Here is a 16390-nt window from a genome sequence, read left to right on the forward strand (position 1 = left end):
CCGGGTGCCCGGTGGCCGGTCGGGGGAAAACCGGAGCCGGGCTGTGTGCTCAGACACCCCGGCGCCAGTCCGGCGGCCCCAAGGCGATAGGGTTTTCCTGTTCGGCGACGAAGCCGTCCGTATGCCGCTCCACGCGGCCGCTCCCCGCTCATGGGCCTCAGCGATCAGGCCCCCGACCGGGCGAGCCATGATCACTCACGGGCGACCGGCATCGGCAACGGCCGGCCGCGACGAGGCGAGGAGATGTGTCGAAGTGACCATCCGGGTTGGCATCAACGGCTTCGGCCGCATCGGCCGCAACTTCTTCCGTGCGGCGCTGGCCAAGGGCGCTGACATCGAGGTTGTGGGCGTCAATGACCTCACCGACAACGCGACGCTGGCGCACCTGCTCAAGTACGACAGCATCCTGGGCCGCCTGCCCTACGAGGTGAAGGCGACCGCAGACGAGATCACCGTCAACGGCAAGACGTTCAAGGCGCTCGCCGAGCGTGACCCGTCGAAGCTGCCGTGGGGCGACCTGGGCGCCGACGTCGTCATCGAGTCGACCGGCATCTTCACCGACGCCGACAAGGCCAAGGTCCACGTGGCCGCGGGCGCGAAGAAGGTCATCATCTCGGCGCCGGCCAAGGGCGAGGACTTCACGGTCGTCCTGGGCGTCAACGAGGACAAGTACGACGCCGCGAACCACACCATCATCTCCAACGCGTCGTGCACCACGAACTGTCTTGCGCCGATGGCCAAGGTCATCAACGACACGTTCGGCATCGAGCGTGGCCTCATGACCACGATCCACGCCTACACGCAGGACCAGAACCTGCAGGACGGCCCGCACAAGGACCTGCGTCGCGCCCGCGCCGCCGCCCTGAACATCGTGCCGACCTCGACCGGTGCCGCGAAGGCCATCGGCCTGGTGCTGCCGGAGCTCAAGGGCAAGCTGGACGGCTACGCGCTGCGGGTGCCGATCCCCACCGGCTCCGCCACCGACCTGACCGTCACCGTCGGTCGCGAGACCACGGTCGACGAGGTCAACGCCGCGGTCAAGGCCGCCGCCGACGGCCCGCTCAAGGGCATCCTCGTCTACACCGAGGACCCGATCGTCTCCAGCGACATCGTCACCGACCCGGCGTCGTGCATCTTCGACGCGGGCCTCACCAAGGTGATCGGCAACCAGGTGAAGGTCGTCGGCTGGTACGACAACGAGTGGGGCTACAGCAACCGTCTCGTCGACCTCGTCACGCTGGTGGGCACCGGCCTGTGAAGACGCTCGACGACCTCCTGAGCGAGGGCGTCAAGGGTCGGCGCGTGCTGCTGCGCGCCGACCTGAACGTCCCGCTCGACGGAGACAAGATCACCGACGACGGGCGCATCCGGGCGGTCCTGCCGACGCTCAACGCGTTGCGTGAGGCCGGCGCGCGGGTCACCGTCGTGTCGCACCTGGGCCGCCCGAAGGGCGAGCCCGACCCGAAGTACACGCTGCAGCCGGTCGCGAACCGTCTGGGCGAGCTGCTGGGCAAGCCGGTCGCGTTCGCCACCGACACCGTCGGCGAGAACGCGCAGGCCGCCGTCGCCGGGCTCGGTGACGGTGACGTGGCGCTGCTGGAGAACCTGCGCTTCAACAAGGGTGAGACCAGCAAGGACGAGGCCGAGCGCGGCGAGTTCGCCGGGCAGCTGGCCCAGTTCGCCGACGTCTACGTGGACGACGCCTTCGGTGCCGTGCACCGCAAGCACGCCAGCGTGTTCGACGTGGCGGCGCTGCTCCCGCGGTACACCGGCGGCCTGGTCCAGCGCGAGCTCGATGTGCTGTCGAAGCTCACCGGCGACCCTGAGCGGCCGTATGTGGTGATCCTGGGCGGCTCGAAGGTCTCGGACAAGCTGGCCGTGATCGAGGCGCTCCTGCCGAAGGTCGACAAGCTGCTCATCGGCGGCGGCATGTGCTTCACCTTCCTCAAGGCCCAGGGCCACGAGGTCGGCAAGAGCCTGCTGCAGGACGAGATGGTCGGCACCTGCGCGGACCTGCTCGCCCGTGGCGGCGACAAGATCGTGCTGCCGGTCGACGTGGTGACCGCGGACAAGTTCGCGGCCGACGCGAAGACGCAGACCGTCGCCGCGGACGCGATCCCGGCCGAGGAGCTCGGCCTGGACATCGGCCCCGAGTCGGTGGCGCTGTTCGCGCAGGCCGTCGAGTCCGCGAAGACCGTGTTCTGGAACGGCCCGATGGGCGTCTTCGAGCTGGCGCCGTTCGCGGCCGGCACCCGGGGCGTCGCTGAGGCGATCACCAAGATCGACGGTTTCAGCGTGGTCGGCGGCGGTGACTCGGCCGCGGCCGTGCGCGCGCTCGGCATCCCCGAGGACGGGTTCAGCCACATCTCGACCGGTGGCGGTGCGTCCCTGGAGTTCCTCGAGGGCAAGGCCCTGCCCGGCATCACCGCACTGGAGGGCTGAGCCATGGCCGACGTCAAGAAGACCGAGGCAACCGGGCGCAGGCCGCTCATGGCCGGCAACTGGAAGATGAACCTCAACCACCTCGAGGCCATCTCCCTGGTGCAGAAGCTGGCGTTCAGCCTGAACGAGGCGCAGCTGGAGGCCGTCGAGGTCGTCGTGCTGCCCCCGTTCGTCGACATCCGCAGCGTGCAGACGCTGACCGACGGCGACAAGCTCAACATCGGCTACGGCGCGCAGGACCTGTCCCCGCACCCCTCCGGGGCGTACACGGGCGACATCTCCGGCGCGATGCTGGCGAAGCTGGGCTGCCAGTATGTCGTCGTCGGGCACTCGGAGCGCCGCCAGTACCACAACGAGGACGACCAGCTCGTCAACGCCAAGGTGAAGGCGGCGCTGAGCAACGGCATCGCCCCGATCCTCTGCGTCGGTGAGGGCCTCACGGTCCGGGAGGCCGGCGAGCACGTGGGCTACACGCTCGCGCAGCTCGACGCGGCGCTCGAGAAGATCAAGACCGACGAGGTCGAGAAGATCGTCGTGGCCTACGAGCCGGTCTGGGCGATCGGGACCGGCAAGGTCGCGACCCCGGAGAACGCGCAGGAGGTCATCGGCGCGATCCGGACCCGCCTCGCGGAGAAGTACACCGGCGGCACCGCCGACCGGATCCGCATCCTGTACGGCGGCTCGGTCAAGCACGACAACGTCGCGGCGATCATCGAGCAGCCCGACATCGACGGCGCGCTCGTCGGTGGCGCCAGCATCGACGCCGAGGGCTTCGTCCGCATTTGTCGCCTCGGCAAGTAAGCATCACGTAGTCGCGGTAAAACGCAGCGTCGCGCGGCCCTGACCAGGGCCGCGCGACGCTGTTTTGTGTCCCACCCCGCGTTCCGTACGGCATGAACGCCGCCTAAAGTGGCCTGGTCCGCAGCCCCTACACCGGGTTGCCGGACACGCCCGCGCACAGCGAGGGCTGGTATCCGCGAACGCCGCGGGACAGAGCCAGGGCCACCCGCCACGAACGGGTCGACCATGACGAGTGGGGACGAGCATGCTCGACAAGCGTTTCGTTGCACCCTTGGTTGTTCTGTCGTTGCTGGCGGCGGCGGGCTGCAGCGATGCCGGCGCCGAGAACCAGCCGCAGCCGCCGAAGACCGGCGGGACCATCCGCGTCATCGTGAGCGCCAAGCCGGCCCACCTGGACCCGCAGCGCATCGCGACCGCGACCGAGGCCAACATCAGCCGCCTCACCACCCGGACCCTCACCACGTTTCGCTCCGAGCCCGGCGAGGCCGCCAGCGAGATCGTCGGTGACCTGGCCACCGACGCCGGCCGCCCCAGCGAGGGCAACCGCGTCTGGGACTTCCAGCTCAAGGACGACATCCGCTGGGAGGACGGCTCCCCGATCACCTGCGCCGACGTGAAGTACGGCGTGGAGCGCAGCTTCTCCAGCCTGTTCTCGGTCGCCCAGCCGTACGCGAAGACGTACCTGGCCGGCACCGACAACTACGCGGGCCCGTTCGTCGGCGGCAACAACAACGGCAAGGGCCTGCAGTCCGTGCAGTGCGTCGACAACCGCAACATCAAGTTCACGCTGTCCCAGCCGGTCGGCGACTTCGGCTACACCGCCGCCATGTCCGTGTTCGCGCCGGTCCTCGCCAAACAGGACACCAAGGGCGAATACGACAAGAAGCCGTTCTCCAACGGGCCCTACAAGCTGCAGGAGAACACCGACCAGCAGCTCGTCTACGTGCGCAACCAGTACTGGGACCGCAAGACCGACAGCGTGCGCAAGGCGTACCCCGACAAGATCGTGATCGAGGCGAACGGCGACCTGCCGACCGTCACCTCGAACCTGATCCAGAGCGAGGGCGACTGGGCCGAGGCGATCGACCTGGACAAGAACGTCGCGCCGAACTTCGTGCAGCAGGTCGTCAACGACCCCGCCCTGTCCGGACGCGCCGTCCAGGGCAGCTACGGCGGCATCCGGTACCTGTCGCTCAACACGAAGCGGATGCCCGAGCTGGACTGCCGGCGAGCCCTGGTCTTCGCTTTCAACAAGCGCAAGTTCCGCGCGGCGCTCGGCGGCTCCGTCTTCGGCGAGTACGCCAACACGATGATCGCCAAGCAGCTGAAGGCCCACAAGGACTTCGACCTGTACGACAGCACCGCCAACGTCGAGGGCAAACCCGACGTGGCGATGAAGCTGATGGACGACCAGCGCAACAAGGGCAAGCCGTGCGCCACGACGCTCACCCTGGCGATCCCGGAGCAGAAGGACATCCGCCGTCTGGCCGCGACCATGGTCGAGACGTACCAGCAGATCGGCATCCAGATCAAGGTCAACGGCATCGACCCGGAGACGTACTTCGACGTCATCGGCAACCCGGCCAACACCAACGACCTGCTGTGGGCCGGCTGGATCCCCGACTGGGCCAACGGCTCGGCCGTCATTCCGCCGCTGTTCGACGGCCGCCTGATCCCGACCAAGGCCAACGCGACCAACAACCAGAACTACGCGCTGCTCAACGACCCCGAGATCAACAACGACATCAGCGCGGCCCTGGAGGAGTCGGTGCCGGAACGGCAGTACCTGCTCTGGGGCGAGCTCGACGAGAAGATCGCCAGCCGGGCCGTCGCGATCCCGATCATCTACATGAAAGCCCTGCGGATGTCCGGCACGAAGGTCCGCGGCGGCTTCATCCACCCCCAGTTCGGCCAGCCCGACCTATGTGCCGTGGGCCTCGCGTAGTTCACCCTGCGTGGTCCAGTAAGCTGGCGTCTGTTTTGCGATAATGGCACTCCCCGCCTGACCGCCCACCGAGAGGACGACCGCGCCATGACGGCGTTCGCCTACACCCTGATCGTGCTGCTCATCGTCACGAGCGTGCTGCTCACCATGCTCGTCTTGCTGCATCGCGGCAAGGGCGGTGGCCTCTCGAGCATGTTCGGCGGCGGCGTCTCGTCCAGCCTCGCCGGCTCGTCGGTCGCCGAGAAGAACCTCGACCGCTACACGCTGCTGGTCGGCATCATCTGGTTCGCGTGCATCGTTGGACTTGGCCTCTGGCTGAAAGTTGTCCAAAACACTGGTGCCTGAGCACGCTCCGCGTTCTACACTCATGCGCGCGGTCCGTTCGACGGGCCGCGCGCAGGTGTTTTTCGCCCACACTCCTGCCTCCGCACGACGTCGCACCCCCCGACGAACAGGAGCGAGCAGCCGTGGCAGCTGGTAACGCCATCCGCGGGACCCGAGTCGGTTCCGGCCCCATGCGTTGGGCCGAACGCGGTGAACAGGCCCCCCGCCGCAGCATCACCTATTGGTGCGCCAACGGGCACATGACTGAGCCCGCCTTCGCCGCCGAGATCACACCCCCGGCCACCTGGGACTGCCCCCGGTGCGGACTGCCGGCAGGCCAGGACGAACAGGCCCCGCCGGAGCGTCCACGCACCGAGCCGTACAAGACCCACCTGGCCTACGTGAAGGAGCGCCGCTCCGAAGAGGACGGCGAGGCGATCCTGGCCGAGGCCCTGGCCCGCCTCCGCCAACGCCGCAACTGACCGTCGCGTCGCGGCCCGCCCTCGCTCCTTGATCGACAGCACTTCGCGGCGGCGCGGGCCGCTGAGCGCCGTTTCGGCGCGGCCAGTGATGCCCCGGCTCTTGGCGTGCCGTGACTGGTGCGCGGGCCGCTGAGCACCGTTCGCCCCGGCCGGCGGTGGTGCGGAGTTCTTGCGCGCCGTGACAGACGCGGGCGGGCGGTTCGGCGCGGTTTCGGCGTGCGGCCCGTCCTGCGCTGATCTCGCGCCTGGCCGTCCTGCGCTGACCTCGCGCCTGGCCGTCAGGCCGCGTCCCCTGGCCTGGCCGTCCGGCCATGTCTCGGTCTGGCCGCCGGCCGCGTCCTGGCCGTCCGGCCGTGTCTCGGCATGGCCGCAACCTGGCCTTGCGACAACCCGAAGGATCCTCGGTGCCAGACTCCGGGAAATCCTTCGGGCTGTCGTGCCGGCGCGTGATGCCCGGCGGAAGCCGCCATCGCGCGAAGCGTGGCGCCGCTGTCCCTGCCGATCGCGCCCCGAGCTCGCCGCCGAGGTTGCCGAGGTTAAGGCCGTGCGGGGAGAGACTCCGTGGCCTCGGTGTCGACGAGCCACAAGGTCCGGTCCCGGCCGTGCACCTTCGCAGCCGGCAGCGTGGCGGGGGAGCCGGTCAGGGCCTCCCGCACCGCGTCCGCCTTGCCGGAGCCCGACGCGAGCAGCCACACCTCAGCCGCCGTGTTGAGCGTCGGCAGGGTGAGCGTGAGCCGGACCGGTGGCGGTTTCGGGCTGTCGTGCACGTCCGCGACCGTCCGCGGGTCGGCGCCCACGGGGTGGCCCGGGAAGACCGACGCCACGTGCCCGTCCTCCCCGACACCCAGCAGCACGACGTCGAACCCAGCACCGCCAGCAGCGCCGCCCGCGGTGTCGAGCTCCGCCGCGTACGCCGCCGCAGCCGCGGCGGCATCGGTGCCGTGCGGGCCGTCCGACGCGGGCATCGGGTGCACCCGCGCCGGGTCGACCGGCAGCGCCGCCAGGAAGGCGTCGCGGGCCTGGGTCTCGTTGCGGTCGGGGTCGCCGGACGGCAGGAACCGTTCGTCGCCCCACCAGAAGTCGACCCGGGACCAGTCGACGGCGTCGCGGGCCGGGTTGTCGCGGACCGCGGCGTAGATCTGGGCGGCGATGCGGCCGCCGGTGAGGACGAGGGACGCGACGCCCCGCTCCGCCTGCGCATCCGTGAGCCGGACGATCAGGCGGGCGGCAACGGCGGCCGCGAGCAGCTTGGCGCCGTCGTGGACGACGACCGTCTGGGAGGTCATGACGGGACAGGCTCCAGCGAAGGGGGAGTGGCCTCCGGACGCTCGGCGAGCGCCGGGTCCTTCCAGATGTGCACGCGCGGCGCGAGCCGCTCGTCGAGGGCGCGCCGGCCGGTCGCGGCCGCGAGCGCCGCGGCGTACGGCTGGTCGGGGTCGAGCCGCCGCAGCTCCTCGGCGAGCTCCTCACCGAGGGGCCGGCGGCTCAGCGGCAGGATCCGGTCGGGCTGGCCGGTGCGCTGCAGGGTGGCGATGCCGGCGTTGAGGTCGCGGACGAGGTTCATGGTGCTGCCGTCGGCGAGCTCCAGCTTCACCGCCTCCATGATCTTGCCGGTGCCCGTGTGGCGGGTCGGGTGGACGCCCAGGCGGGCCTCGAGCCAGCCGCCGAGCAGCGGTGCCGTCGGGTCGGTGTCCGGGGCGATGATCTCGACCGCGGTGACGCCGACCCGGGTGGCGTCGAACGCGCCGGCAAGGAGCGTGCGCCACGGGGTGATGCGCGACCACGACAGGTCGGTGTCGCCGGGCACGTAGTCGTCGGCGCGGACGCGCAGGTTGCCGACGGGGTCGGCGGCTTGGGCGCTGTCGGTGATGCGGCGGTCCGCGACGACGCCGAGCGGGTCATACGCGATCCGCTCCGGCGGGGCGCACTGCCACCACGTCACCACCGGCACGTCCGGGGCGAGCAGCGGCATGACGACCGACTCGGCGTGCAGCGCCAGGCGGCCCTGCATGCGCATGACGACCGCCTCACACGGGCCGAGCCGGCCCCCGACGACGATCTCCGCATCGAGGCGGGACCGCTGCTGGGTGACGTCGGCGCGCACGATGATGAGCAGCCGGCACGGGTGCGCGGACGCGGCGATGGTCGCGGCCGCCTCCGCCTCCCGGACCTGGCGTTCGTCGACGACGGCGACGAGCGTGAGGGCGAGGCCGCTGGTGAGCCCGCCGGCGCTGCGCCGCTCGTTGGCGAGGGCCTTCACAACCTCGATGCCGGTGGTGTCCCAAAGTCCGATCATGGTGATGATCCCCCCACTAGGCCCGGCGCCAGGCGCGGCCCTCGCGGGCCAGCATCTCGTCAGCTGCTCGCGGACCCCACTCGCCCGCGCGGTACGGCTCAGGCGTCGAACCCGTCCACGCCTCCTCGAGCGGGTCGATGACGTTCCAGCTCGCCTCGACCTCGGCCGAGTCGGGGAACAGTGTCTTGTCGCCGACGAGGACGTCGAGGATGAGCCGCTCATACGCCTCGGGGCTGGCGTCGGTGAACGCCTCGCCGTATTGGAAGTCCATCGCGATGTCGCGGACCTCCATCGTGGTGCCGGGGACCTTCGAGCCGAACTTGAGCATCACGCCCTCGTCGGGCTGGACGCGGATGACCAGCTGGTTGTGCCCGAGCATCTCCACGTCCGTCTGGTGGAACGGCAGGTGCGGGGCCTTCTTGAACGAGATCGCGAGCTCGGTGACGCGGCGCGGCATGCGCTTGCCGGCCCGGACGTAGAACGGCACCCCGGCCCAGCGACGGTTCTGGACGCCGAGGCGCATCGCTACGTACGTCTCCGTCTTCGACTCCGCGGGAACGTCCTTCTCCTCCAGATAGCCGGGGACGCGCTCGCCCGCCACCCAGCCGGTCAGGTACTGCCCGCGCACCGTGTTGGTAAACACGTCCGTGGGCACCGTGATCGCGTTGAGCACCTTGAGCTTCTCGGTGCGGATCGCGCTCGCGGAGAACGCCGTCGGCTCCTCCATCGCGACCAGGGCCAGCAGCTGCATCAGGTGGTTCTGCACCACGTCGCGGGCGGTGCCGACGGTGTCGTAGAACCCGGCGCGGGTGCCGATGCCGACGTCCTCGGCCATCGTGATCTGCACCGAGTCGACGTAGTTGGAGTTCCACACCGGCTCGAACAGGTTGTTCGCGAAGCGCAGCGCCAGGATGTTCTGGACCGTCTCCTTGCCGAGGTAGTGGTCGATGCGGAACACGTCCTGCGCGGTGAACGCGTCGTCGACGAGGTCGTTGAGCTGCCGGGCCGAGGTCAGGTTGTAGCCGAACGGCTTCTCGACCACGACGCGCCGCCAGCCGCCGGACTTCGCGTTGTCGGACATGCCGGTGCGCTCGAGCTGCTTGAGCACGACCGGGAACGCCGACGGCGGGATCGACAGGTAGAACGCCGCGTTGCCCGGGATGCCGGACTCTTCGTGCAGGTCGTCGAGGGTCTGCGCCAGGTGGTCGAACGCCGCGTCGTCCTCGAACGAGCCGGGCACGAACTTGATGTTGCCGGCGAGGCGGGCCCAGACCTCCTCACGCCACGCGGTGCGGGCGCCGCTCTGGGCGGCCTTGCGGGCGAGGTCCTCGAAGTCGCCGTCGCCCCAGTCGCGCCGGGCGAAGCCGAGCACGGCGAAGCTCGGCGGCAGGAGTCCCCGGTTGGCCAGGTCGTAGACCGCCGGGATGAGTTTCTTGCGGGCAAGATCACCGGTGACACCGAAGATGACCAGCGCACATGGCTCGGGAATCCGAGGCAGTCGCCGGTCCTGCGGGTCCCGCAAGGGATTGGTCATCACACTCACCCTCCGAGGGCGGCCAACAATTGGTCGATACCGGAATTCCGGTCGGTCAGGTGCAGTCGGAGCAGCGGCACGCCCCGGTCGAGCAGGGCCTGACGGTCGTCGGCGGCCTCAGCGGCCTGGAGGTCGCCGAACGTGTAAGGGCGCCCGGGGACCCGCAGGTCCTCCGGGACGGCACCGGTGATCTGGATCGTCGTTGCAGCAGGTGTACCGCCGGCGCCTCCGACGCCCGTAGCGGGCTGGACGGGTGCCCCGCCCCAGGCGAACGTCACGGCCCGGTTGACCCGGCCGGCAAGTCCGGTGCGCACCGCGAGGGCAGCGGCGTCAGCGGTCCGGTCGAGGTGCGCGTGCACCGCCAGGGTCGCCCCGGGAGGCACGGCCCGCGCGAACTCGTCCAGGGCCCCGATCAGGGTCGTCGCCGTGACGGCGCCGTGGACCTCGACAGCCCCGTCGACGAACGCGGGCGCCTGCGGCGGCAGCCCGGTGTCGAGCACCCGCAGGACGCCCTCCGGGGAGGAGGACCCGCCGGTGCCGGTGGGAGCGGCCGGGTCGATGAGGCCGGCGACGGTGAGCGCCTGCTCCCAGGCAAGGAGCTGGGCGCCGAGCGGCCCGTTGACGGCGAGGTCGGGGGCGATGCCACCACCGGGCATGACCCCGGAGACCAGGGCCCCGCCGACGGTCACGCTGAGCACGTCCGGCCCTTCGTGCCCCCAGCTGCTCGGCGTCTCCAGCACGACCGGGACGGCCCGCGACCCGGCGGTGGTGAGCAGGTCCGCGATCCATTCGCCGAGCCCGACGATCCCGCTGCCGTCGGGGGCGAGGGCGAGCTTGTCCCGTCCCGCGGCGACGGCGGCGGCAAGGGCGGCCCCGAGCGCGGCGGCCGGCCGCTCGAACTGCTCCGCGGGGAGGGCCTCGCCGATCGGCGCGGACGGGGCCGGGATGAAGCCGGTGGGCGTGGACAGCGCCGGGGCGAAGCCGGTGCCGGTGGGCGCGGGCAGGGCCGGGGTGAAGCCGGTGGCCGGCAGCGCGAACCCGGCCGGCGCCGACCTGCGTCGCGGCGGCTCGGCCAGCGCGAACGCCTGCTCGACCAGGTCGCCGATGTCGGCGCCGGCGAGCCCGGCGGGCACCAGCGAATGCGCGGACAGCGCGCCCGGCTGGGCGAGGAACAGCTGCGCGCCCATCTCGAGGGCGATCGTCGCGAGCGGCGAGCCGGGGACGGCGACGAAGACGAACCGGCGGTCGACGTCCTGGATCCCGTGGTCCTCGAACGCCTGCAGATAGGCCCGCCGGTGGCTGTCGGTCGCCAGCGACGTCGAGGTGGGTGAGGTCGAGGTCAGCACGACCACGGTGCGCTGCAGGCGGTCGGCGACGGCGGTGGCGACGCCGTGCGGGTCGGTGCCGGAGAGGACCGTGAGCGGCACGCCGAGGGTGCGGGTGATCGCCTCGGCGGCGCGGGCGGTGGGGGCCGCGGCGTCACCGTCGGCGAGGACGACGCGGTCGAGGCCGAGGGCCCGCAGCTCCGCCCGGAGCGCGGTCACCCGGGGCATCACGTCATAGTCGGGGGACCAGTCGGGGAGACCGGGTAGGGCACGGGTGCCGATCCCACCGGCGACGGCCGCGGCGCCGAACACCGTGAGCCCGGCCGCCGCGGTGACGTCGTCGAGAAGATCAGACACCCGCACCCTCCATAGATGACCGGCCAGTTGACCAGCCTACTGAAACCGCGAGCCCTACTTGGCGGCTTCGAGCGCCGACCGGACGGTCTCGATCATCTCGTTGCCGCTGACGCTGAACTTCTCGACGCCTTCGCGCTCGAGCACCTGCACGACGTCGTCGTAGTCGATGCCAATGGCCGCGAGGGCGTCCATGACCTGCCGCGCCTCCGCGTAGGAGCCGGTGATCGCGTCGAGGCGAACCTCGCCGTGGTCGGCGAACGCGTGGATGACCGACTCGGGCATCGTGTTGACCGTGCCGGGCGCCACGAGCTCCTCGACGTAGATGACGTCGCGGTATTCGGGGTTCTTCGTCGACGTCGACGCCCACAGCGGCCGCTGCGGGTGCGCGCCGGCGTCGGCGAGGGCCTGCCAGCGCTCGGTGGAGAACAGCTCCTCGTACTTCTGGTACGCGAGCTTCGCGTTGGCGATCGCGGCCTTGCCCTTGAGCGCCTTCGCCTCCTCGGAGCCGATCTTGTCGAGCCGCTTGTCGTATTCGGTGTCGACGCGCGACACGAAGAACGACGCGACCGAACCGATCTTGGACAGGTCGTGGCCGTTGGCCTTCGCCTGCTCGAGGCCGGCGAAGAACGCGTTCATGACGGCCTCGTAGCGCTCCAGGGAGAAGATCAGGGTCACGTTGACGCTGATGCCCTCGGCGAGCACGGCGGTGATCGCCGGCAGGCCTTCCTTGGTTGCTGGGATCTTGATGAACAGGTTGGGCCGGTCGACGAGCCACCACAGCGCCTTCGCCTCGGCGATGGTGCGGTCGGTGTCGGCGGCGAGGCCCGGGTCGACCTCGATGGAGACCCGGCCGTCGATGCCCTTGCTGGCGTCGGCGGCGGGGTGCATGACGTCGCAGGCCCAGCGCACGTCATACGTCATGAGCATGCGCATCGCCTCGTTGACCTGCGCGTCGCGCAGGGCGAGGTCCTTGACCTGGTCGGCGTAGTCCTCGGCGGAGGACAGCGCCTTGGCAAAAATGGTGGGGTTGGTGGTGACGCCCACGACGTGCTGCTCACGGCGCAGCTTGTCGAGGCCGCCACCACTCAGCCGCTGGCGGGAGAGGTCGTCGAGCCAGACCGCCACACCCGCGGCGGAGAGCTCGGCCAGCCGATCGGAACTCATCGCTTTGCTCCTCTTACTCAGGTACCGGTGGCTCAGCTACCGGTGGTGGTGCCGGTGATCTCGCCGACCTTGGCGAGCGAGGCGTGCGCGGCCGCGACGACCTTGTCGACGGTGAAGCCGAACTGCTCGAACAGCACCGTGTGGGGGGCGCTCGCGCCGTAGTGCTCGATGCTCACGGCCACGCCGTGGTCGCCGAGGATGTGCTGCCACGACATGGCGATGCCGGCCTCGACGGTGACCTTGGCCTTGACCCCGGTCGGGAGGACCTTGTGGCGGTATGCCAGGTCCTGCTCCATGAACCACTCCTGGCAGGGCATCGACACGACGCGGGTCGGGGTGCCCTCCGCCTCGAGACGCTGCTGCGCGCCGACGGCCAGCTGCACCTCGGAGCCGGTCGCGATGATGATCACCTGCGGCTGGCCGTTGGAGGCGTCCTTGAGGATGTAGCCGCCCTTGGCGGTGCCCTCCGCCGACGCGTATTCCGTGCGGTCGAGGGTCGGCAGGTTCTGCCGGCTCAGGGCGAGGGCGACCGGGTGGTCGGTGACCTCCAGTGCCCGCCGCCACGCCCACGCGGTCTCGTTGGCGTCGGCGGGGCGGACCACGGACAGGCCGGGGATCGCGCGCAGCGCCGTCAGGTGCTCCACCGGCTGGTGCGTCGGGCCGTCCTCGCCGAGGCCGATCGAGTCGTGCGTCCACACGTAGACGACCGGGAGCTTCATGAGGGCGGCGAGGCGCACCGAGGGCCGCATGTAGTCGGAGAACACCAGGAACGTGCCGCCGTAGGGCCGGGTCGGGCCGTGCAGCTTGATGCCGTTGAGGATCGCGCCCATGCCGTGCTCACGGATGCCGAAGTGCAGCGTCCGCCCGTATTCGTTGCCCGGGAACACCTTCGTGCCGAACTCGGTGGGCAGGAACGACGGCTCGCCCTCCATGGTGGTGTTGTTGCTCTCGGCGAGGTCGGCGGAGCCGCCCCACAGCTCCGGCAGGACCGCGGCGAGCGCGCCGAGCGTGTCACCGGAGGCCTTGCGGGTGGCGATGCCCTTCTCGCTCGCGGGGAACTCCGGCAGCGCCTTCTCCCAGCCGACCGGCAGCTGGCCGGAGAAGAGCCGCTCCAGCAGGGTGACGCGGTCGCCGGCGGTGCCCTTCCACGCCTCGAAGCCCTTGTCCCACTCGGCGTGCAGCTCGCGGCCGCGCTCGATGGCGGCGCGGGTGTGCGCGAGGACATCGGCGGAGACCTCGAACGTCTGCTGCGCGTCGAAGCCGAGGATCTGCTTGGTCGCGGCGACCTCGTCGGCGCCGAGCGCCGAGCCGTGGATCTTGCCGGTGTTCTGCTTCTTCGGGGCGGGCCAGCCGATGATCGTGCGCAGCGCGATGAACGACGGCCGGCTCGTCTCGGCCTTCGCGGCCAGGATCGCGGCCCACAGCGCCTCGACGTCCTCGGCGTAGACGCCGTCGCCGGCGTCGTGACCGGCGCGCCAGTCGACGGTCTGCACGTGGAAGCCATACGCCTCATAGCGGGCGGCGACGTCCTCGCTCTTGGCGACCTTGGTGTCGTCCTCGATCGAGATCTCGTTGTCGTCATAGATGACGACGAGGTTGCCCAGCTTCTGGTGGCCGGCGATCGCGCTGACCTCGTGGCTGATGCCCTCCTCGATGTCGCCGTCGGAGCACAGCACGTAGACGTGGTGGTCGAACAGGCTGTCACCGGTGGCCGGCTCGGGGTCGAACAGGCCGCGCTCGCGGCGGGCCGCCATCGCCATGCCGACCGCATTGCCCAGGCCCTGGCCGAGCGGTCCGGTGGTGGTCTCCACACCGGACGTGTGCCCGTGCTCCGGGTGGCCGGGCGTGAGGGAGCCCCACTGCCGCAGCGACCTGAGGTCGTCGAGGCTCAGGCCGTAGCCGGAGAGATACAGCTGGATATATAGAGTCAGGCTCGAGTGTCCACAGGAGAGCACGAAGCGATCGCGGCCGATCCAGTTCGGGTCGGTCGGGTCGTGCTTCATGACCTTCTGGAACAGCAGGTAGGCCGCGGGTGCCAGGCTCATCGCCGTGCCGGGGTGGCCGTTGCCGGACTTCTCGACGGCGTCCATGGCGAGGACCCGCACCGTGTCGACCGCTCGCCGGTCGATGTCGGACCAGGAAAGCTCGGGACCCTTGACCTCTTCAGCGCTCACGGCTGTGCTGCTCCTGTCGAACGAGGGTTGCCAGAGGGGTGTTGCAGGGTGCTGTTCAGATCGACCCTACCCACGAACGGGTAGCCCCACGCGCAGTCGACCATGTTTCGGACATCGGCGACACTGCCTGCGGCAACGGTAGTCGATGGCCGCATGGAGGTTCACGGCCGCGCGACTGCGCGGATGTGTGACATGGGCGGCAAACCTTGATCGGTTCAGCCCTGCGCGAAACTTTTGCTCGAAGCGGACGCCGGGATGCCGCGGGCGCGGCCGGGCCTCGCGGGCGGTGTCGCGCGGGCCGTCGCGGCGGGTTCAGGGCGGGTGCCGGCGTCTGTGCCGGGGTCCCGTCTGGCCTGCGTTGATCCTGTTCTAGTATGCGATAGCCCGCCGGTCTCGGCGGGACCCTCGGCTCCGCCGTGTCCCCTCCCGCGCCGCCATCCGGCCGGGTCCGAAGGCAGGCGGTGTCCCAGGTGCGGCCGATGCCGGAAGGTGGCTCTCCAGACGTGACGCAGCTCGTCGACCGTGCGGCGGTCCCCCAGGGCGCGGCGGCGGATCCCTCCAGGCCGGCCCGCCCCACCACGGCGGCGGCACTGGCCCGGGCACAGCGGGAGCAGGCGGCCGGACGCCGCGCCCGGCTCGGCGCCGTCGTCAAGGCCTATGTCTCGCTGACCAAGCCCCGCATCGTCGAGCTGCTGCTCATCACGACCGTCCCGGCGATGCTGCTCGCGGACCGTGGCGTGCCGTCGCTGTGGCTGATGGCCGTGGTGCTGGTCGGCGGCTCGCTCGCCGCCGGTGCCGCCAACGCGCTCAACTGCTACATCGACCGCGACATCGACCCGCTGATGAAGCGCACCTCGCGCCGGCCCCTGGCCACGCACAGCATCACCCCGCGGGCCGTGCTGATCTTCGGGCTGACCCTGGCGGCGCTGTCCACGGTGCTGATGGCGACCTTCACCAACCTGCTGGCGACGCTGCTCACCGTCGGGGCGATCGCCTACTACGACCTCGTCTACACGCTGTGGCTGAAGCGCACCACCCCGCAGAACACGGTCTGGGGCGGCGCGTGCGGCGCGGCGCCGGTGCTGATCGGCTGGGCCGCGGTCACCGGCGGGCTGGCCTGGCCGGCCTGGGTCATGTTCGCGGTGGTCTTCCTGTGGCAGCCGCCGCACTTCTACGCCCTGGCGATCAAGTTCAAGGACGACTACGCCCGCGCCGGCATCCCGATGCTCCCGGTCGTGGCCAGCATGCGCCGCGTCGGCCTGGAGACGGTGATCTACAGCTGGCTGACGGTGGCCGCCTCGGTGGCGCTGTGGCCGTTCGGGATGACCCCGGTCTACGGGGCCGTCGCGGTCATCGTGGGCGCGTTGCTGCTGCTGGAGGCCCATCGGCTGGACGGCCGGGCGCGCCGCGGCGAGCCGCTCAAGCCGATGCGCCTGTTCCACTGGTCGGTCACGTATCTCACGCTGCTGTGCGTGGCGATCGGAGTAGACGTTTTCATCCAGTGATTTCGTTGCACGCGGGTCCATAGCAGTTGCGCGTCAGCCCC

At 70.5% G+C, this 16390-nt stretch carries 13 protein-coding genes; 7 read left to right on the forward strand and 6 right to left on the reverse strand.

The annotated features are described in order from the left end of the window. The first annotated feature begins 253 nt into the window (after positions 1 to 253). The 6 genes from gap to AB0K00_RS23605 all read left to right on the forward strand — a co-directional run bounded on the left by gap (position 254) and on the right by AB0K00_RS23605 (position 5994). Positions 254 to 1258: a type I glyceraldehyde-3-phosphate dehydrogenase gene (gap, locus tag AB0K00_RS23580; protein WP_363523638.1), complete on the forward strand. Its 1005-nt coding sequence runs from the start codon at positions 254 to 256 to the stop codon at positions 1256 to 1258. After that, a complete protein-coding gene (locus tag AB0K00_RS23585) occupies positions 1255 to 2442 on the forward strand; it encodes a phosphoglycerate kinase (protein ID WP_363523639.1) in 1188 nt (395 codons plus the stop codon). Before gap ends, AB0K00_RS23585 begins: the two co-directional genes overlap by 4 nt. 3 nt (positions 2443 to 2445) lie before the next feature. Beyond that, positions 2446 to 3243 carry a triose-phosphate isomerase gene (tpiA, locus tag AB0K00_RS23590; protein ID WP_363523640.1) on the forward strand — a complete coding sequence of 266 codons (798 nt, stop codon included), beginning with the start codon at positions 2446 to 2448 and terminating at the stop codon, positions 3241 to 3243. A gap of 271 nt (positions 3244 to 3514) precedes the next feature. Next, positions 3515 to 5188 (forward strand): ABC transporter substrate-binding protein, encoded by a 1674-nt coding sequence (locus AB0K00_RS23595; RefSeq protein ID WP_363523641.1) that lies wholly within the window; start codon positions 3515 to 3517, stop codon positions 5186 to 5188. An 87-nt stretch (positions 5189 to 5275) separates the two neighbouring features. Continuing rightward, a complete protein-coding gene (gene secG / locus AB0K00_RS23600; RefSeq protein WP_363523642.1) occupies positions 5276 to 5533 on the forward strand; it encodes a preprotein translocase subunit SecG in 258 nt (85 codons plus the stop codon). Between the two features lie 122 nt (positions 5534 to 5655). Continuing rightward, on the forward strand, positions 5656 to 5994 hold the full coding sequence (locus AB0K00_RS23605; protein ID WP_363523643.1) for an RNA polymerase-binding protein RbpA: 339 nt from the start codon (positions 5656 to 5658) through the stop codon (positions 5992 to 5994). A 536-nt stretch (positions 5995 to 6530) separates the two neighbouring features. On the opposite strand, the gene pgl is transcribed toward AB0K00_RS23605, so the two are convergent. Genes pgl through tkt form a run of 6 tightly spaced genes read right to left on the reverse strand, consistent with a single transcriptional unit; the run spans position 6531 to position 14844 of the window. Then, on the reverse strand, positions 6531 to 7280 hold the full coding sequence (gene pgl, locus AB0K00_RS23610; RefSeq protein WP_363523644.1) for a 6-phosphogluconolactonase: 750 nt from the start codon (positions 7278 to 7280) through the stop codon (positions 6531 to 6533). Beyond that, positions 7277 to 8290 carry a glucose-6-phosphate dehydrogenase assembly protein OpcA gene (locus AB0K00_RS23615; RefSeq protein ID WP_363523645.1) on the reverse strand — a complete coding sequence of 338 codons (1014 nt, stop codon included), beginning with the start codon at positions 8288 to 8290 and terminating at the stop codon, positions 7277 to 7279. Before AB0K00_RS23615 ends, pgl begins: the two co-directional genes overlap by 4 nt. A gap of 16 nt (positions 8291 to 8306) precedes the next feature. Beyond that, positions 8307 to 9824, reverse strand: coding sequence for a glucose-6-phosphate dehydrogenase (zwf, locus tag AB0K00_RS23620; RefSeq protein WP_363523646.1), 1518 nt, complete (start codon positions 9822 to 9824; stop codon positions 8307 to 8309). 5 nt (positions 9825 to 9829) lie between these two features. Continuing rightward, entirely contained in the window at positions 9830 to 11506 is a 1677-nt protein-coding gene (locus AB0K00_RS23625) for a glucose-6-phosphate isomerase (RefSeq protein ID WP_363523647.1), read from the reverse strand. A 54-nt stretch (positions 11507 to 11560) separates the two neighbouring features. Further along, positions 11561 to 12670, reverse strand: a complete 1110-nt coding sequence (gene tal / locus AB0K00_RS23630) for a transaldolase (RefSeq protein WP_363523648.1) — start codon at positions 12668 to 12670, stop codon at positions 11561 to 11563. A 32-nt stretch (positions 12671 to 12702) separates the two neighbouring features. Next, complete coding sequence (gene tkt / locus AB0K00_RS23635) at positions 12703 to 14844, reverse strand: transketolase (RefSeq protein WP_363523649.1); 2142 nt, start codon at positions 14842 to 14844, stop codon at positions 12703 to 12705. A gap of 590 nt (positions 14845 to 15434) precedes the next feature. Between tkt and AB0K00_RS23640 the strand changes: the two genes are divergently transcribed. Then, a complete protein-coding gene (locus tag AB0K00_RS23640) occupies positions 15435 to 16349 on the forward strand; it encodes a heme o synthase (protein WP_363523726.1) in 915 nt (304 codons plus the stop codon). Positions 16350 to 16390 lie beyond the last annotated feature (41 nt).

Source organism: Dactylosporangium sp. NPDC049525 (assembly GCF_040676755.1).
Classification (GTDB): domain Bacteria; phylum Actinomycetota; class Actinomycetes; order Mycobacteriales; family Micromonosporaceae; genus Dactylosporangium.